The organism is Roseateles sp. P2_H4 (assembly GCF_056403315.1).
Genome location: NZ_JBFUFR010000036.1, coordinates 1 through 15,890, shown reverse-complemented (window position 1 = coordinate 15,890; position 15,890 = coordinate 1). Strand labels below are relative to the sequence as shown.

Below are 15,890 nucleotides of genomic sequence, written 5' to 3'. Positions count from 1 at the left end.
GATGGGGCGTCTGCAGCGCGGCTACAGCTATCTCGCCGTCCTCTTCCTCGTTGCGCTGACCGCAGCCGGCCTCGCCGCCCTCGGCCAGGCCTGGAGCACGGCGGCCGAGCGCGAACGCGAGCGGGAGTTGCTGTTCCGTGGCGGCGAGATCGCGCGGGCCATCGCCGCCTATGCGCTGGCCACGCCCAACCCGCCGCAGCAATATCCGAAGAGCCTGGACGACTTGCTCGCCGACAACCGCACGCCCCAACCACGCCGTCACCTGCGCCGTGCCTACGCGGACCCCTTCACCGGCAAGCCCGACTGGGAACTGGTGGCCGAGCCCGGCCAGCCGGGCGCCTTCAGCGCCGTGCGCAGCCGCTCCGAGCACCTCCTGCTGCGCGAGTTCGGGCCCGACGGCACGCAGGTCCGGCAGGCGCGCGACCTGCTCTTCGCATCGCGCAATTCGGCCAGACCCCAGTTCATCGCCGATCCAGGTTCTGCGGCTTCGGCTGCCTCAGCAGCCAGCGGCGTGTCAAGGTGATTAGTGCAGTGGAATTTCGTACGGGCTAGTCAAGTCTGTTGACTCGGTGAATACCCGTTCCCCCCTCGCCTGAAGGCCGGGCAACTGGGGATGGCCGTGAATTCCTGCTCACCCAGAATCGGCCGCCTCGATGGGTCATTCGACTCATACGCAGGACCTCCATTCGACCCGAAGGAGGTTGCAGCGCCGCCGGCGCCGCTTGCCTGCGCAGTGTGATTCAACTTTACAAAGAAAGTGGGTAGTTCAATGAAGAAGACTTTGACGTCGATCGCTTTGGCTGCGGTGGCATTGGCCGCTTCGGTGAGCGCCCAGGCCGGCGTGCTGCGCTCGACCATCAGTTTCGACCCGGTCGACATGTCCGTGCTGATGTACGGCGACAGCGGCGTCCTCGGCCACAACGACGAGTTCTACCAGGCAGGCCTGGCAGGCCGGACCATGTTCTTCGACCCGTTCTCGAACGCCGCAGGCGCCCAGACCGGTGATCTGGTCGGTGCACTCCTGAACGGTGCTTGCGCCGACCTCCTGTGCCCGGCCAACAACCCGACCAACTATCTGGCCATGCTGGACGACGCCGCCGTCGTCTTCGGTTCGACCGACGGCTTCCGCTTCTCGGTGCGCAGCTTCGCTGCCAGCTTCATCGGCAGCGGTGACCCCCTGCAGAACACCCCCGGATTTGTCCGTCTGCAAGGCATGCGCAATGGCGTCGCGACGATCGCCACCTTCGCCCTGACGGGTCTGGATGCCGGCGGCCACCTGAACTTCGGCACGATCAACACCGGCGCCTTCGGCAACATCGAGTTCGATGTCGTCTACGCCTACGGTTTCGCCTGCCCGGCTCCGGGTGCCGGCAACACCTGCTCGGCCTTCTCGACCGACCGCGCCCAGTTCGCCCTTGACGACATCGTCATCGAGCACGTGCCCGAGCCGGCCAGCCTGGCCCTGCTCGGTGCCGCCGGCCTGGCTGCCTTGGGTGCCCGTCGCCGCCGCGCCGTCTGATCCCATACCCCCCGCTTCGAAAGGATATTTCGATGAAGATGAAACTCAAGCCCGCCGCACTGGCGACGCTGGTCCTGCTCTCTGGTTTGGCCACGAGCTCCTTTGCGCAGGATCGCAAGACCTACATCGTTCAGCTCAAGGATGAACCCGCTGCCTCCTACCAGGGCACGGTGTCAGGCCTGGCCGCCACCCAACCGGCAGCCGGTGAAAGCTTCAGGTTCGGCAGCGCTGCCGTGCAGGCCTACATCAGCTATCTGGGCCAGCAGCAGAGCAACGTCATTGCCCTCGTGGGCAATGCGCCCGTGCTGGCGACCTACACCAACGTCTTCAACGGTTTCGCTGCCCGCCTGACCGAAGACGAGGCCCGCGCACTGGTCGGCAGCTCGCAAGTGGTCGGCATCTGGCAAGACGAAGCTCGCCAACTCGACACCATCTCGACCTCCAAGTTCCTCAAGCTGAGCGAACCCGGCGGCCTCTGGTCCAAGACCGTTGGCGGTGCGGCCCTGAAGGGCGAGAACATGGTCATCGGCGTGGTCGACCTGGGCATTTGGCCCGAGAACCCCGCTTTCTTCGACCGTGTCGACGTCAACGGCGTGCCGAGCAACAACCCGGCCGACACCCTGGTCTACGGTCCCAAGCCCGCCACTTTCACCGGTGTCTGCATGGCCGGCGAAGGCATCGACCCCGCCAAGCATTGCAACAACAAGCTGATCAGCATCCAGCACTTCAATGCTGGCTTCATCGCTTCCGGCAACACCCCGCACTGGACGTCGTTCGCCTCGGGTCGTGACGACCTGGGCGGCGCGACCGGCCACGGCGGCCACGGCGACCACACGGCCTCCACCGCGGCGGGCAACTCCAACGTCACGGCCATCGTCAACGGCCTCGCCCTCGGCCAGGCTTCGGGCATGGCGCCGCGCGCACGCGTCGCCTCCTACAAGGTCTGCTACACCTATGTGAATGCCGCCGCGACCGACGGCACCGGCAGCCAGAACTCCTGCTTCAACTCCGACTCGGTGGCCGCCATCGACAAGGCAGTGGCCGATGGCGTCAACGTCATCAACTACTCGATCAGCGGCTCGCAGACTTCGGTCAACGACCCCGTCGAGCAGGCCTTCTACCGTGCTGCCGTCGCCGGCGTGTTCGTCGCCGCTTCGGCCGGCAACAGCGGCCCCGGCCAGGCTGTCGCCCACATCAGCCCCTGGCTGACGACGGTCGCTGCCTCCACGCATGACCGCGCCTTCTCGGCCGATGCCACGCTGGGCAACGCCGCCAAGTACACCGGTGCCTCGGTCAACCCCAACCCGCTGGGCAGCGCCTCGCTGATCCGCGCGGAAGACGCAGGCATTGCCGGCGCCAGCGCCAACCTGAACCTGTGCTTCAGCAACCCGCTCGAGCTCGACCCCGCCAAGGTGGCCGGCAAGATCGTGGTCTGCACGCGCGGCAACAACGCCCGCGTCGACAAGAGCCTGGCCGTGCTGAACGCCGGTGGCGTCGGCATGATCATGGCGGACAACGGCGCCGGCCTGGTGGCCGAAGCCCACTCGGTGCCGACCGTGCACGTCACGACCGCTGATGGCAATGCGATCAAGGCCTACGCCCAGACCGCCGGCGCCACCGCCAGCATCAGCAAGTTCTACCTCGGCAGCGCCCCGGCGCCGACGATGGCGAACTTCTCGTCGCGTGGCCCGAACGCCGGTGACGCCAATCTCCTCAAGCCCGACGTGACGGCGCCTGGCGTGGACGTCATCGCCCAGGTGACGCCTGCCCTGAACCAGGCCGATCGCGACGCCGTGGCCGCCGGCGCGCTGGTGCCGGGACCGGCCTGGGCTTCCTACCAAGGCACGTCCATGTCCAGCCCGCACGTGGCTGGCGTGGCGCTGCTGCTCAAGCAAGCCAACCCGACCTGGGGCCCTGGCGCCATCAAGTCGGCGCTGATGACCTCGGCCTACTCGACGCTGGACGACGGCCTGGCCGGTGCTTCCAACGGCCTGCTGCCCTGGTCGCAAGGTGCCGGTCATATCGACCCGCAGAAGGCCAACGATCCGGGCCTGGTCTACAACGCTGGCAAGAACGACTGGGTCAAGTACCAGTGCAAGGTCAACAAGGCCGCGGTCACCCCGGCCAGCGACTGCACGAACATCGGCACGCTGGACGAGACCTACAACCTGAACCTGCCGTCCATCACGGTCAGCACGGTCACAGGCAGCACGATCGTTGCTCGCAACGTCACCAACGTCGGTACGTCGGCCGCCACCTACACGGCCGCCGTCACGCCGCCGGCGGGCTTCACCGCCGTGGTGTCGCCGGCCTCGCTGACGCTGAACCCGGGTGAAACCAAGTCCTTCACGGTCACCATCGCCGTGGCTGGTGCCGCCGAAGGTGTCTGGCAGTTCGGCCAGCTCGTCTGGAACGACGGCACGCACTCGGTGCGCGCCCCGATCCAGGCTCGCGCCGGCAAGGCGATCTCGGCACCTGCCGAGTTCACCGCCTCGACGGGTTCGGGCAGCAAGCTGTTCACCGTGCGCACCGGCTTCAGCGGCCGCATGACCGCGCTCAAGGGCGGCCTGAAGGACGTGACGATGGGTGCCGAGACGTCGCTGGCGCCGCTGGCCACCTCGTCCGCCACGCTGCTGTCCCGCTGCCGCAGCGCCACCAACTTTGCCTCCATCGCGAAGTACAACTTCACGGTGCCGGCTGGTGCGATCGTTGCGCGCTGGGCGCTGCGTCAGGCTGACACGAGCGGCCCGAACGACGACAACGACATGATCGTGTCCTTCCCGAACGGCACGTCGTCGCTGTACTCCGGCAACGACGGTTCGAACGAAGTGCTGCAGGTCGTCAATCCGGCGGCGGGCACCTATCGCGTCTGCGTGCTGGCCTATGGCGGCGCCGCGGCACCGATGAAGCACAAGCTGTCGAGCTGGATCGTGAGCCCGGGTGATGCCGGCGGCCTGAACGCCGTCGTGCCGAGCACGGTCTATGCGGGCAGCACGGCCACGGTGGGCCTGGCCTGGTCGGGCGTGGCTGCTGGCAAGCGCACCGTCGGTGGCGCTCAGTGGCTGGACCTGTCCGGCAAGGTGCAAGCGACCACGGTTCTGCGCGTTTCGACCGACGGTGCCCTGCCGGTTCAGAACGAGCCGACCAACGCGCCTTCCAAGCTGGTGGATGCCGACCCGGCGCAGTAAGCAGCGCTGAAACGCCACGGGGCTCAGGCCCCGAGCGAGGCCACATGCCGCAAGGCGTGTGGCCTTTTTGCTTGTTGGCTGCCCCCCAGGCTGGCTAGCTGGCGCCGCCGCGCTGGGCCGCGGACTGGCAGCGCCCTGCCACGCAGGCTGCACCGGGGTCGGCCACCATCGCGCAGTTGGAAAGCATGCCGCTGGCCTCGATCTCGCGTTTGTGCGCCTGGGCCTGGCGCGCGGCAAGGTCGGCCAGGCGTTCGGCGTCGGTACCCACGGTGGACCAGGCCAGATAGCCGGCCGGCCCGCCGCAGGCCTTGGCGCCGACGGCCAGCGTGCGGCATTGCGAGTTGCTGCTGCAGGCCGCAGGGCCGATCAGCGCGCGCAGCTCACGACCGAGCCGCACGGATTCGGCTTCGGCGGCAACGGGTGGGGCCGGCGGGGTTGGCGCGGCCGGTGCGACGGGCGGTGTCTGGGCGCAACTGGTGAAGGCGGCCCAGGCGAGCAGGGGGGCGAGAAGTCGTTGGGGTTTCATGCCCCCATGGTGGGCTCGGCTGGGCGGCTTGGCAACAACTAGGATGCGGCCATGCGAGCCTTGTTGCCTCTGTTGCTCTGTCTGACCGGTCTGACCCATGCCGTCGCCCAGGACAGCTGCCAGCCGGCGGGCGACGCGGTGCTGGCGCGGCTGAACACCCTGCGCGCCCAGCCCCAGGCCTGTGGCGAACGCGTCTGGCCCGCCGCGGCACCCTTGCGCGCCAGCCCTGTGCTGGCGGCGTCAGCGCGCCGCTACGCGCAGGAGCTGGCCGCGCGCGACCGCATCGACCACGTCGGCGCCGCGGGCACCTCGCTGCGTACGCGGCTGCGCGAGTCGGGCTATCTGATGCGCTCGGCCGGCGAGAACCTGGCCGGCGGGCCCGAGACGCTGGACGAAGCGATGGCCCAATGGCTGGCCAGCCCGGCGCACTGCGAGAACCTGATGGCCGCCGATTTCCAGGAGTTCGGCCTGGCCTGCGTGGCCGGCCCCGGCAAGCTGCAGCGCTATTGGGTGCTGCACCTGGCCTTGCCGGCCAGCCCGACTAAATCCAGCCTAGATCGATAGCGCGCAGCACCGCCTGCGTGCGGTCCCTGACGCCCATCTTGGAGAAGATGGCCGAGCAGTGGTTCTTGATGACGCCTTCGCTGTTGCCCAGCAGGCCGGCGATCTCGGTGTTGCTGCGGCCGCTGGCCACGAGGCGCAACACCTGCAGCTCCTTCGGCGACAGCGGGTCGGGATGGTCGGCCGCGGTGAAGGCGCGCTCGCCGCCCTTGGCCTCCATGCGCGTCGTCAGCGACGGCCGCAGCGCGGTGCCGCCGCCGTGCACGTCGCGCAGGGCCTGGGCCAGCGTCTCGGGGCTGATGGCCTTGAGCAGGAAGCCGCGGGCGCCGGCGCGCACGGCCTCGTCGAAGGCGGCGGTGTCGTCGAAGGTCGTCAGCAGCACGGTCGGCAGGCGCAGCGCCCGCGCGGCCAGCGCGCGGATCAGGCCGACACCGTCCAGGCGCGGCATGCGCATGTCGGACAGGATGACGTCGGGCATGTCGTCGGCCGGCACGGCGGACAGCCACTCCAGCGCCTCGGCGCCGTCGCTGGCCTCGCCGACGACCTGCAGCTCGTCGTGCAGCGCGAGCAGGCCCTTGAGGCCTTCGCGTACCAGTTGCTGGTCCTCGACCAGCAGGATCTTGATCACACCCATCGTGGACATCTCAACTCGATTCGAAAACCCGGGCTGGTGCGTGTCACGCACATCTGCCCACCCAGTTCGGTCATGCGCTCGGCCATGCCCGAGAGCCCATTGCCAAAGCCCTCGGCACGGCCCGCGTGCCAGTTCGGCGCGCCTCGCCCATCATCGTCGATGCTGACGGCGACCTCATCCCCATCTCCCCGCAGTTCAACCTTCACGCGACGCGCGCCGGCGTGACGAACGCTGTTGGTCACGCCTTCCTGTACACAGCGCAGCAGCGCGTGGGCGGCGCGGGGGCCCAGGTCGCGGGCGGCGTCGTCCAGGGCCAGCTCGATGCGCGTGCTGGCAATGCCCTCGGCCAGGGCCTGCAGGGCGGCCGACAGGTCGATGCGCTGCGAGCTGCGCTGCTGCGACACCGCCTCGCGCACATCCGCCAGCAGTTGGGCCGCCACACCCTCGGCGCGCCCCATCGCTTGGCCGGCGCCCGGGGTGTCCTGGCGCGCCAGCAGGGCGCCACCGAGCTGCAGTTGCAGATTCAGCGCGGTCAGGTGGTGGCCCATCAGGTCGTGAAGCTCGCGGGCGATCTGCATGCGTTCGTTGTAGCGCATCTGCTCGGCCAGCAGGTGCTCGCCCGACATCTGCTCGGCCAGCACGGCCTGCAGCCAGCGGCGCTTCTCGCCCTCTGCCGCGGCCATGCGGCCGAGACCGAAGGCCAGGCCGTGCAGGGCCAGCATGGAGGTCAGCAGGCCGAACTGGTCCAGCCAGGGCGCGGCCTGCGGCGCGGCGTAGATGCCGGTGTTCAGCAGCACCTGGGCGAAGCCGAAGCCCAGCGCCAGGCGCGCCGGCAGCACGACGGCGGCCAGCGCCGTGACGAGGAAGGGCAGGCCGGGCGTCACGCCGAAGGCCAGCAGGTCCACCAGCAGCAGCCAGGCCAGGCGCTGGTTGACCGGCACGGCGGTCTGGCCCTGGCGCGCCAGGTGAAAGATCAGTGCGACGAAGGCCAGCAGCAGCCCCACGCAGACGAGGACGAGGCTGCGGTCATTGACGTCGCCCCCGAGTTGGCGCCAGACCCAGGCGGCCAGACCGTCATAGGGCTCGGTGCGAACGCCCAGCAGCGCGGAGCCGGCGCTGACCAACTCCATGGTGCAGAGCGCCAGCGCCGCCAGGCGCAGCACCACGCCGGGCTCGGCGAGTCGCGCCAGGAGGCGGTCAAACTTGGTCATTCCGCCAGCGCAGCCGAGATGATGCCGCCGCCCAGGCAGACGTCACCGTCGTAGACCACGGCGCTCTGGCCGGGCGTGACGGCCCATTGCGGCTCGGGGAAGCGCAGCGTCAGCTTGCCGTTGGCGTCGAAGCCGACGCTGCAGGGCGCATCGGCCTGCCGATACCGGGTCTTGGCCGCGGCCGCGCCCGTCGTCGGCGTGCGGCCGGCGATCCAGCTCAGGTCGTCGGCCACCAGGGCGGGGCTTTGCAGCAGTGGATGGTCATGGCCCTGCACGGCGATCAGCGTGTTGTTCGGGATGTCCTTGGCAGCGACGAACCAGGGCTCGTGTTCACCGCCGCCGCGCGGCGACCCCTTTTCCTTCACGCCGCCAATGCCCAGGCCCTGGCGCTGGCCCAGCGTGTAGAAGGACAGGCCGACATGCTCGCCGAGCTTGCGGCCGCGTTCGTCCTTGATGGGGCCGGGCTGGTGCGACAGGTATTTGTTCAGGAACTCGCGGAAGGGCCGCTCACCAATGAAGCAGATGCCGGTCGAGTCCTTCTTCTTTGCGTTGGGCAGCGCGATCTCGGCGGCGATGCGGCGCACCTCGGTCTTGGGCAGATGACCGACCGGGAACATGGCCTTGCTGATCTGCTGCTGCGTCAGGCGGTGCAGGAAATAGCTCTGGTCCTTCAGCGGGTCCAGGCCCTTGAGCAGCTGGAACTCGCCGTCGACCTCGCGGACCCGGGCGTAGTGGCCTGTGGCGATCTTCTCGGCGCCCAGGCGCATCGCATGGTCGAGAAAAGCCTTGAACTTGATCTCCGCATTGCACAGCACGTCCGGGTTGGGCGTGCGGCCAGCCTGGTACTCCTGCAGAAAGCTCTCGAAGACGCGGTCCTTGTACTCGGCGGCGAAGTTGACGTGCTCGATGTCTATGCCCAGCACGTCGGCCACCGAGGCGGCGTCCAGGAAGTCCTGGCGCGTCGAGCAGTACTCGTCGTCGTCATCGTCTTCCCAGTTCTTCATGAAGATGGCGATGACCTCGTGCCCCTGCTGTTTGAGCAGGTGGGCGGTCACGGCCGAGTCCACGCCGCCGGACAGGCCGACGACGACTCGATGTTTTTTTCCTGCGGAACTCATGGGGCTGATTGTCCCAAAGGAGAAAACGCCGGGCCGCCCCAAGTTTTCTCGAGCCCCCTCGGGGGGCGCGGCGCACGCCGCATTGGGGGCAAGGTTCCTCAACCTTTGCCGAACAGGCTTTCGGCGCGCTGGTAGAGCACCCAGGAGGTGGCGATGAACTTGTCGCCGCCCTGGGGGCGGTTGCCGCGGTGGGTGTGGGTGAAGCCGCCCGGCGCGATCAAGAGGCTGCCGGTGCGCGGCGCGATCTTGCGGCCCTGGTAGAGGAATTCCGTCTCGCCGGCGGCGAAGTCGTCGTTCAGGTAGAGGGTCCACAGCACGGCGCGGTGCAGGGCTTCGCCCTGGTCGAGCTTGGGGTACTGCTCGCAATGCCAGTAGGGGTAGCCGCCCTGGTCGGCCTGGTAGCGCTGCAGGTTGATGGCACCGGGGCGAAAGACCTTGGCGATCAGGCCCATCAGCATCTCGTCATTCAGCGCGCTAACGCCGTCGGCGTCCAGCAGCGCCGCCGTGCCGTCGGGCCTTTGCATCTGCAGCTTCAGCGGGGCCAGTGCCAGATGGGCGTAGCGGCGCAGATAGTGCTTGAAACCAGCGATGACGGCGTCGTTGAGCTGCTCGCAGGCATCGGTCCACTCGGGGTGGCGGCTGATGGCGATGTCCCAGCTGTCCTTCATGCTGACATCGACGCCGCTGCCGGTCTCGCCGCGCTGCACGCGGGGGCTGGCCTGGAAGCGCTCGACCAGCGCGCGGCAGGCCTCGGGGCTCAGGGCGCCCTCGTAGACCTCGATGAAATCGGGAGCTGTCATGCCGGCACCTCAGCCGCCGCCCTGGCGCTTCAGCAGCGCCTGCAGCGTCGACTGGCGCAGGGCCTCGAGCTCGCCGCTGGCCTGCAGCCGCAGCAGGGCGGCGTTGAGCTTCTGGGCGAGGGCCGCATGCCGGGCGGCGAGCACATGGTGGACGGTGTGCTCGTCCAGCACGAGGTCCAGTCGCTGCAGGCCCTGAATGCCGACCGGTCTCTGCGCCGGGCTGCCGGCGAGTTCGCTGAGGATGGCCACGTCGGCCGCGTCGGTGGCCAGCAGCCGCCACAGCTCGCGCAGGTTGCCGGCCTCGACGCGGTGCACGCCGGCAGGCATCAGCTGCTCCACGCGCACGATGCCGCGCAGGTGGGCGACACGCCAGCGGGGCAGGTCGGCCCAGCCCGTCAGCCGCAGCGTCGGGTCGCGCGTGTAGGCGCGCAGCTGCACCTGGCCCAGCGGCGTGGCCACGGCGACGACGGCGGGGTTGGCCTCGATGTAGTCGCGCGCCCGGTGCGTGTTGGCATCCATCTCGCCACTGGCCAGTTGCAGGCCGGCCCGGCGCGCGGGCAGGTCGATGAACTGCATGGGCTGGCCGACGTCGGCGTACAGCCGCGTCAGCACCGCTTCGCTGATGCCGATCAGCGGATTCGTCGCGCGATCCCAGCTGGCGATCTGCAGCGGCTGGGCTTGGGCCGCCGCACCCAAAACCCAACCCAGCGGCAACGCCAGGCAGGCGGCCAGACGCTGGCGGTGGAAGCGGGAGGGCTTAGGGGGCATCGCGCGGCATTGTGACCCTAGCCCAGGCGCCGCGGCTCGGCCAGCGATGCGTCGGAATTCACGCTGTCCAGCGGCAGCCGGCGCCCGGCGGCGTGGTCCTCGATGCAGCGCAGCACCAGCGGGCTGCGGTGGCGATGCTGGCTGGCGCGGATCTCGTCCAGGCTCAGCCACAGCGTGCGGTGTATGCCTTCGTCCAGCGCGCGCCCGGCGATCTCCTCGCCCACTGCACCACTGAAAGCCAGCCGCACATAGGTGACATCCTCTAAACGCGCCGGGCGGACGAAGCGGGCCAGGTAGACGCCCAGGAAAGCCTCGGGCGTGAAGGCCCGTGCCGTCTCCTCCAGCGCTTCGCGCACGACGGCCTCGATGGGCGTTTCGCCCAGCTCCAGATGGCCTGCCGGGTTGTTCAACCTCAGGCCCTCGGGGGTGTCTTCCTCCACCAAAAGGTAGCGGTCCCCACGCGCAATCACCGCCGCGACAGTGACGCTGGGGCGAAACCTATCTGTACCAGCCATGAAACTTCCTCTCGAATTCCCGCACCAGGGTGGCGCATCCATTGTGTAAGCTGCCGCGACCCCTTCCCCCCGACAGGAGCTTCCATGCAGATCGGCGTCCCGCGCGAACGCGCGGCCGGAGAGACCCGCGTGGCCGTCACGCCAGAGACGGCCAAGAAGCTGAAGGCCGCTGGCCACACGCTGCGCATCGAGAGTGGTGCCGGCGTCGCCGCCAGCGTCACCGATGCCGCCTATGAGGCGGTCGGTTGCGAGATCGTCGACCAGGCCGCGGCGCTTGGCAGTGAGCTGGTGCTGAAGGTGCGCGCACCCGGTGCCGACGAGCTGCCGCTGATGAAGCCCGGCACGGCCCTGGTCGGCATGCTCAACCCCTTCGACCGCGACGGCCTCACGGCCATGGCCGGTGCAGGCCTGACGAGCTTCGCGCTCGAAGCCGCGCCGCGCACGACGCGGGCCCAGAGCATGGACGTGCTGTCCAGCCAGGCCAATATCGCCGGCTACAAGGCCGTCATGATCGCGGCCGACAGATACCAGCGCTTCTTCCCGATGCTGATGACGGCGGCCGGCACGGTGAAGGCCGCGCGCGTCGTCATCCTTGGCGTCGGCGTCGCGGGCCTGCAGGCGATCGCGACGGCCAAGCGCCTGGGCGCCGTCATCGAGGCCAGCGATGTGCGGCCTTCGGTGAAGGAGCAGGTCGAGTCGCTGGGCGGCAAGTTCATCGACGTGCCCTACGAGACGGCCGAGGAGAAGGAAGCGGCCGAGGGCGTGGGCGGCTATGCGCGGCCCATGCCGCAGAGCTGGCTGGACCGGCAGAAGGCCGAAGTGGCCAAGCGTGTGGCGGCGGCCGACATCGTCGTCACGACGGCGCTGATCCCCGGGCGCGCGGCGCCGGTGCTGGTCACCGAGGACATGGTCAAGGCCATGAAGCCGGGCTCGGTCATCGTCGACATCGCAGCCACGGCCGGCGGCAACTGCCCGCTGACGGAAGCCGGCAAGACCGTTGTCAAGCATGGTGTCGTCATCGTCGGCGAGACCAATCTGCCGGCCCTGGTCGCAGCCGATGCGTCGGCGCTTTATGCCCGCAACGTGCTGGACTTCCTGAAGCTCGTCATCACCAAGGAGGGTGCGTTCAACGTGCCGCTGGATGACGACATCGTCGCGGCCTGCCGCGTCACGCAAGACGGCCAAGTCACGAGGAACTGAGCATGGAAATCGTCGACCACACCATCATCAATCTGATCATCTTCGTGCTGGCCATCTACGTGGGCTACCACGTCGTCTGGACCGTCACGCCGGCCCTGCACACGCCGCTGATGGCCGTCACCAACGCCATCTCGGCCATCGTCATCGTCGGCGCCATGATGGCCGCGGCGCTGACCGAGACGCCGTTTGCCAAGGGCATGGGCGTGCTGGCCGTGGCGCTGGCCGCGGTCAACATCTTCGGCGGCTTCCTCGTCACGCGGCGCATGCTGGAGATGTTCAAGAAGAAGGACAAGAAGCCCGCAGCTGCCAAGGAGGGCAAGGCATGAGCCTCAATCTCGTCACGCTGCTCTATCTGATCGCCAGCGTCTGTTTCATCCAGGCGCTCAAGGGCCTGTCGCATCCGACGACGTCCATCCGCGGCAACCTCTTCGGCATGGTCGGCATGACCATCGCCGTGCTGACGACCGCGGCCCTCATCGTCAAGCTGGCCGGCCACGGCGTGGGCCTGGCCTGGGTGCTGCTGGGCCTGGTCGTCGGTGGTGGCTATGGCGCCTGGCGGGCCAAGACGGTCGAGATGACCAAGATGCCCGAGCTGGTCGCCTTCTTCCACAGCATGATCGGCCTGGCCGCGGTGGCTATTGCGGTCGCGGCGGTCGCTGAGCCGGCGGCCTTCGGCATCACGCCGGCCATGGATGCGGCCCTGGCCGCCATCCCGCCGGAGGATGGCGTGGCCACGCGCACGCTGGCGCCCATCCCGGGCGGCAACCGCATCGAGCTGGCCCTGGGCGCCTTCATCGGCGCCATCACCTTCACCGGCTCCGTCATCGCCTGGGGCAAGCTGTCGGGCGGCAGCAAGTTCCGCCTCTTCCAGGGCGCGCCGGTGGTGTTCAAGGGCCAGCACGCGCTGAATGCCGTGCTGGGGCTGGCGGCGGCCTTCTTCATCTTCGGTTTCTGGCACAGCCAGAGCGCGATGGACTTCGGCCTGGTCATCGCCCTGGGCTTCGTGCTGGGTGTGACGCTGATCATCCCCATCGGCGGCGCAGACATGCCGGTCGTCGTGTCCATGCTGAACAGCTACTCCGGCTGGGCGGCGGCGGGCATCGGCTTCTCGCTGAACAACAGCATGCTGATCATTTCCGGCTCACTGGTGGGCAGCTCGGGCGCGATCCTGAGCTACATCATGTGCAAGGCGATGAACCGCAGCTTCTTCAACGTGATCCTGGGCGGCTTCGGGGGCGAGGCCGGCACGGCCGCCACGGGTGACGGCAAGGCCCGCCCGGTCAAGAGCGGCAGCGCCGACGACGCGGCCTTCGTGCTCGGCAATGCCGAAAGCGTCGTCATCGTGCCGGGCTACGGCCTGGCCGTGGCGCGCGCCCAGCATGCCGTGAAGGAGCTGGCCGCCAAGCTCACCGAGAAGGGCATCACCGTCAAATACGCCATCCACCCGGTGGCCGGCCGCATGCCTGGGCACATGAACGTGCTGCTGGCCGAGGCCGAGGTGCCCTATGACCAGGTCTTCGAGATGGAAGACATCAACGGCGAGTTCGGCCAGGTCGACGTGGCCATCATCCTGGGTGCCAACGACGTCGTGAACCCAGCTGCCCACGTGAAGGGCAGCGCCATCTACGGCATGCCCATCCTGGAGGCCTACAAGGCCAAGACCATCATCGTCAACAAGCGCTCGATGGCGGCCGGCTACGCCGGCCTGGACAACGAACTGTTCTACATGGACAAGACCATGATGGTCTTCGGCGACGCCAAGAAGGTCGTCGAGGACATGCTGAAGGCCGTCGAATAACGCACGCGGGAGCGCTCCCTGGAGAGCGCTATCGAATCCCCTGACCCGTCGGCTGTCAGCCTTCGGTCAGAATCGCCGCAACAAAGAAGGAGACAAGGCATGGAGCCGATCTGGCTGAAGCAATACCCGGCCGAGGTGCCGCGCGACGTCAACGTGTCGCTCTACCCCAGCCTTGTCGACCTGCTCGACACCTCGTTCAAGAAGAACGCCGACAAGCCTGCCTATCTGATGATGGGCAAGAGCGTCAGCTTTGCGCAGGTGGACGAGGCCTCGCGCGCGCTGGCCGCCTATCTGCAGAGCCTGGGCCTGGAGAAGGGTGACCGCGTCGCGCTGATGATGCCCAATCTGTTCCAGTACCCGGTGGCCGTGGCCGCCGTGCTGAGGGCGGGTTATGTGGTCGTCAACGTGAACCCGCTGTACACGCCGCGCGAGCTGGAGCATCAGCTCAAGGACTCGGGCGCCAAGGCCATCGTCATCATCGAGAACTTCGCCTCGGTGCTGCAGCAGGTCATCAAGAACGTGCCGACCAAGCACGTCATCCTGGCGGCCATGGGCGACATGCTGGGCATGCTCAAGGGCACGATCGTCAACTACGTCGTGCGCAAGGTGAAGAAGATGGTGCCGGCCTTCGACCTGCCGGGTGCCGTCCGCTTCAATGACGCCGTCTCCAAGGGCCGCAGCCTGACCTACAAGGCGCCCAAGCTAGGTCCTGACGACATCGCCGTGCTGCAGTACACCGGTGGCACCACCGGCGTGTCCAAGGGCGCCGTGCTGCTGCACCGCAACCTCGTCGCCAACATCCTGCAGAGCGAAGCCTGGTACCAGCCGGCGCTGAAGAAAGTGCCCAAGGGCGAGCAGGTCGTCACCATCTGCGCGCTGCCGATTTATCACATCTTCGGCTTCAACACGAACATGATGCTGTCCATGCACATGGGCGGCGCCAATGTGTTGATCCCCAACCCGCGCGACCTGTCGGCCGTGTTCAAGGAGCTGGCCAACCACCGCTTCCACAGCTTCCCGGCTGTGAACACCCTCTTCATGGCCATGGCCAACCACCCCGAGTTCGGCACGGTGGACTGGAGCAAGCTGGTCATCTCCGTCGGCGGCGGCATGGCCGTGCAGCAGGCCACGGCCAAGCTGTGGCTGGAGAAGACGGGCTGCCCCATCGTCGAGGGCTACGGCCTGTCCGAGACCTCGCCATCGGCCAGTTGCAACCCGACCGACAGCACCGCCTACAGCGGCACCATCGGCCTGCCGATGCCGCTGACCGAGCTGCAGCTGCTGGACGACGACGGCAACGAAGTGCCGATGGGCCAGCCCGGCGAAATCGCCATCCGCGGCCCGCAGGTCATGGCCGGCTACTGGCAGCGCCCGGACGAGACCGCCAAGGTCATGACGGCGGACGGCTATTTCCGCACCGGCGATATCGGCACCGTCGACGAACGCGGTTATTTCAAGATCGTCGACCGCAAGAAGGACATGATCCTCGTCAGCGGTTTCAATGTGTACCCGAACGAGGTCGAGGACGTCCTCACGCAGATGCCCGGCGTGTTGGAATGCGCCGCTGTCGGTGTGCCGGACGCCAAGGCTGGCGAGGCGGTCAAGGTTGTCATCGTGAAGAAAGACCCGAATGTCACGGAAGCTGACGTTCGCGCCTATTGCGAGGCCAACCTGACGGGCTACAAACGTCCGAAGATCGTGGAGTTCCGTACCGAACTGCCCAAGACGCCCGTTGGCAAGATCCTGCGCAGGGAATTGCGGGACAAGAGCTGATTGCTTCCCGATGCCCTGCGGGCGGTGAGTCCGACCAGGGGTGAGGCCAGAAAACGTGATCGAGCTGCTGTATTCCAAGACCGAGGCAGGCCGCGCCGAGATTCGCGCGCGCACCCTGCCGCTGTCGCGCACCGCGCGCAACCTGCTGCTTGTGCTGGACGCCAGCAAGCCGGGCAGCGAGTGGGTGCGTCTCGTCGCCGGTGCGAACGAAGCCGATTTCGAGACGCTGCGCCAGCATGGGTTGATCGCGGCCCAGAACGCCGGCGGCCAGCCGCTGCC

General features: G+C 68.0%; 15 protein-coding genes and 1 pseudogene. 9 read left to right on the top strand and 7 right to left on the bottom strand.

Annotated features, from left to right (window positions below; all coding sequences use genetic code 11):
• The first annotated feature begins 1 nt into the window (after window position 1).
• The 3 genes from AC1DW3_RS23325 (at window position 2) to AC1DW3_RS23315 (ending at window position 4,707) form a co-directional block, all read left to right on the top strand.
• Complete coding sequence (locus AC1DW3_RS23325; protein WP_477935373.1) at window positions 2-523, top strand: type II secretion system protein; 522 nt, start codon at window positions 2-4, stop codon at window positions 521-523.
• Window positions 524-769: 246 nt separating this feature from the next.
• Window positions 770-1,519, top strand: a complete 750-nt coding sequence (locus tag AC1DW3_RS23320; protein ID WP_477935371.1) for an NF038120 family PEP-CTERM protein — start codon at window positions 770-772, stop codon at window positions 1,517-1,519.
• Window positions 1,520-1,551: 32 nt separating this feature from the next.
• Entirely contained in the window at window positions 1,552-4,707 is a 3,156-nt protein-coding gene (locus AC1DW3_RS23315; RefSeq protein WP_477935369.1) for a S8 family serine peptidase, read from the top strand.
• 94 nt (window positions 4,708-4,801) lie between these two features.
• On the opposite strand, the gene AC1DW3_RS23310 is transcribed toward AC1DW3_RS23315, so the two are convergent.
• Window positions 4,802-5,233 (bottom strand): hypothetical protein, encoded by a 432-nt coding sequence (locus AC1DW3_RS23310; protein ID WP_477935367.1) that lies wholly within the window; start codon window positions 5,231-5,233, stop codon window positions 4,802-4,804.
• 51 nt (window positions 5,234-5,284) lie between these two features.
• Between AC1DW3_RS23310 and AC1DW3_RS23305 the strand changes: the two genes are divergently transcribed.
• Window positions 5,285-5,797, top strand: coding sequence for a CAP domain-containing protein (locus tag AC1DW3_RS23305; RefSeq protein WP_477935365.1), 513 nt, complete (start codon window positions 5,285-5,287; stop codon window positions 5,795-5,797).
• Here AC1DW3_RS23305 and AC1DW3_RS23300 read toward each other — a convergent pair.
• The 6 genes from AC1DW3_RS23300 to AC1DW3_RS23275 all read right to left on the bottom strand — a co-directional run bounded on the left by AC1DW3_RS23300 (window position 5,775) and on the right by AC1DW3_RS23275 (window position 10,840).
• Window positions 5,775-6,437 carry a response regulator transcription factor gene (locus tag AC1DW3_RS23300; RefSeq protein ID WP_477935363.1) on the bottom strand — a complete coding sequence of 221 codons (663 nt, stop codon included), beginning with the start codon at window positions 6,435-6,437 and terminating at the stop codon, window positions 5,775-5,777. The two genes, AC1DW3_RS23305 and AC1DW3_RS23300, sit on opposite strands and share 23 nt — an antisense overlap.
• Entirely contained in the window at window positions 6,419-7,639 is a 1,221-nt protein-coding gene (locus AC1DW3_RS23295) for a sensor histidine kinase (protein WP_477935361.1), read from the bottom strand. The genes AC1DW3_RS23300 and AC1DW3_RS23295 overlap by 19 nt, the downstream gene beginning before the upstream one ends.
• Window positions 7,636-8,757: a tRNA 2-thiouridine(34) synthase MnmA gene (gene mnmA / locus AC1DW3_RS23290; protein ID WP_477935359.1), complete on the bottom strand. Its 1,122-nt coding sequence runs from the start codon at window positions 8,755-8,757 to the stop codon at window positions 7,636-7,638. The genes AC1DW3_RS23295 and mnmA overlap by 4 nt, the downstream gene beginning before the upstream one ends.
• Before the next feature lie 98 nt (window positions 8,758-8,855).
• Window positions 8,856-9,557 carry a 2OG-Fe(II) oxygenase gene (locus AC1DW3_RS23285; protein WP_477935357.1) on the bottom strand — a complete coding sequence of 234 codons (702 nt, stop codon included), beginning with the start codon at window positions 9,555-9,557 and terminating at the stop codon, window positions 8,856-8,858.
• A gap of 9 nt (window positions 9,558-9,566) precedes the next feature.
• Window positions 9,567-10,325 carry a substrate-binding periplasmic protein gene (locus AC1DW3_RS23280; protein ID WP_477935355.1) on the bottom strand — a complete coding sequence of 253 codons (759 nt, stop codon included), beginning with the start codon at window positions 10,323-10,325 and terminating at the stop codon, window positions 9,567-9,569.
• 17 nt (window positions 10,326-10,342) lie between these two features.
• Window positions 10,343-10,840: an NUDIX hydrolase gene (locus AC1DW3_RS23275; RefSeq protein WP_477935353.1), complete on the bottom strand. Its 498-nt coding sequence runs from the start codon at window positions 10,838-10,840 to the stop codon at window positions 10,343-10,345.
• A gap of 84 nt (window positions 10,841-10,924) precedes the next feature.
• Here AC1DW3_RS23275 and AC1DW3_RS23270 point away from each other — a divergent pair, with 84 nt between their 5' ends.
• The 5 genes and pseudogenes from AC1DW3_RS23270 to AC1DW3_RS23250 form a co-directional block, all read left to right on the top strand.
• Complete coding sequence (locus AC1DW3_RS23270; RefSeq protein ID WP_477935351.1) at window positions 10,925-12,040, top strand: Re/Si-specific NAD(P)(+) transhydrogenase subunit alpha; 1,116 nt, start codon at window positions 10,925-10,927, stop codon at window positions 12,038-12,040.
• A 2-nt stretch (window positions 12,041-12,042) separates the two neighbouring features.
• Complete coding sequence (locus AC1DW3_RS23265; RefSeq protein WP_457352318.1) at window positions 12,043-12,366, top strand: NAD(P) transhydrogenase subunit alpha part 2; 324 nt, start codon at window positions 12,043-12,045, stop codon at window positions 12,364-12,366.
• On the top strand, window positions 12,363-13,838 hold the full coding sequence (locus tag AC1DW3_RS23260; protein WP_477935349.1) for an NAD(P)(+) transhydrogenase (Re/Si-specific) subunit beta: 1,476 nt from the start codon (window positions 12,363-12,365) through the stop codon (window positions 13,836-13,838). Before AC1DW3_RS23265 ends, AC1DW3_RS23260 begins: the two co-directional genes overlap by 4 nt.
• A 99-nt stretch (window positions 13,839-13,937) precedes the next feature.
• The gene (locus AC1DW3_RS23255) at window positions 13,938-15,611 is read left to right on the top strand and encodes a long-chain-fatty-acid--CoA ligase (protein WP_477935347.1); all 1,674 of its coding nucleotides are present in this window, start codon (window positions 13,938-13,940) and stop codon (window positions 15,609-15,611) included.
• A gap of 55 nt (window positions 15,612-15,666) precedes the next feature.
• Window positions 15,667-15,890, top strand: a pseudogene (locus tag AC1DW3_RS23250) (hypothetical protein); the annotation flags it as partial.

Coding starts and splice junctions, on each gene's coding strand:
- AC1DW3_RS23275 (WP_477935353.1), bottom strand. CDS start 10,840: ATGGCTGGTACAGATAGGTTTCGCCCCAGCGTCACTGTCGCGGCGGTG.
- AC1DW3_RS23285 (WP_477935357.1), bottom strand. CDS start 9,557: ATGACAGCTCCCGATTTCATCGAGGTCTACGAGGGCGCCCTGAGCCCC.
- AC1DW3_RS23325 (WP_477935373.1), top strand. CDS start 2: ATGGGGCGTCTGCAGCGCGGCTACAGCTATCTCGCCGTCCTCTTCCTC.
- AC1DW3_RS23315 (WP_477935369.1), top strand. CDS start 1,552: ATGAAGATGAAACTCAAGCCCGCCGCACTGGCGACGCTGGTCCTGCTC.
- AC1DW3_RS23310 (WP_477935367.1), bottom strand. CDS start 5,233: ATGAAACCCCAACGACTTCTCGCCCCCCTGCTCGCCTGGGCCGCCTTC.
- AC1DW3_RS23260 (WP_477935349.1), top strand. CDS start 12,363: ATGAGCCTCAATCTCGTCACGCTGCTCTATCTGATCGCCAGCGTCTGT.
- AC1DW3_RS23295 (WP_477935361.1), bottom strand. CDS start 7,639: ATGACCAAGTTTGACCGCCTCCTGGCGCGACTCGCCGAGCCCGGCGTG.
- AC1DW3_RS23270 (WP_477935351.1), top strand. CDS start 10,925: ATGCAGATCGGCGTCCCGCGCGAACGCGCGGCCGGAGAGACCCGCGTG.
- AC1DW3_RS23255 (WP_477935347.1), top strand. CDS start 13,938: ATGGAGCCGATCTGGCTGAAGCAATACCCGGCCGAGGTGCCGCGCGAC.
- AC1DW3_RS23280 (WP_477935355.1), bottom strand. CDS start 10,325: ATGCCCCCTAAGCCCTCCCGCTTCCACCGCCAGCGTCTGGCCGCCTGC.
- AC1DW3_RS23300 (WP_477935363.1), bottom strand. CDS start 6,437: ATGTCCACGATGGGTGTGATCAAGATCCTGCTGGTCGAGGACCAGCAA.
- mnmA (WP_477935359.1), bottom strand. CDS start 8,757: ATGAGTTCCGCAGGAAAAAAACATCGAGTCGTCGTCGGCCTGTCCGGC.
- AC1DW3_RS23265 (WP_457352318.1), top strand. CDS start 12,043: ATGGAAATCGTCGACCACACCATCATCAATCTGATCATCTTCGTGCTG.
- AC1DW3_RS23320 (WP_477935371.1), top strand. CDS start 770: ATGAAGAAGACTTTGACGTCGATCGCTTTGGCTGCGGTGGCATTGGCC.
- AC1DW3_RS23305 (WP_477935365.1), top strand. CDS start 5,285: ATGCGAGCCTTGTTGCCTCTGTTGCTCTGTCTGACCGGTCTGACCCAT.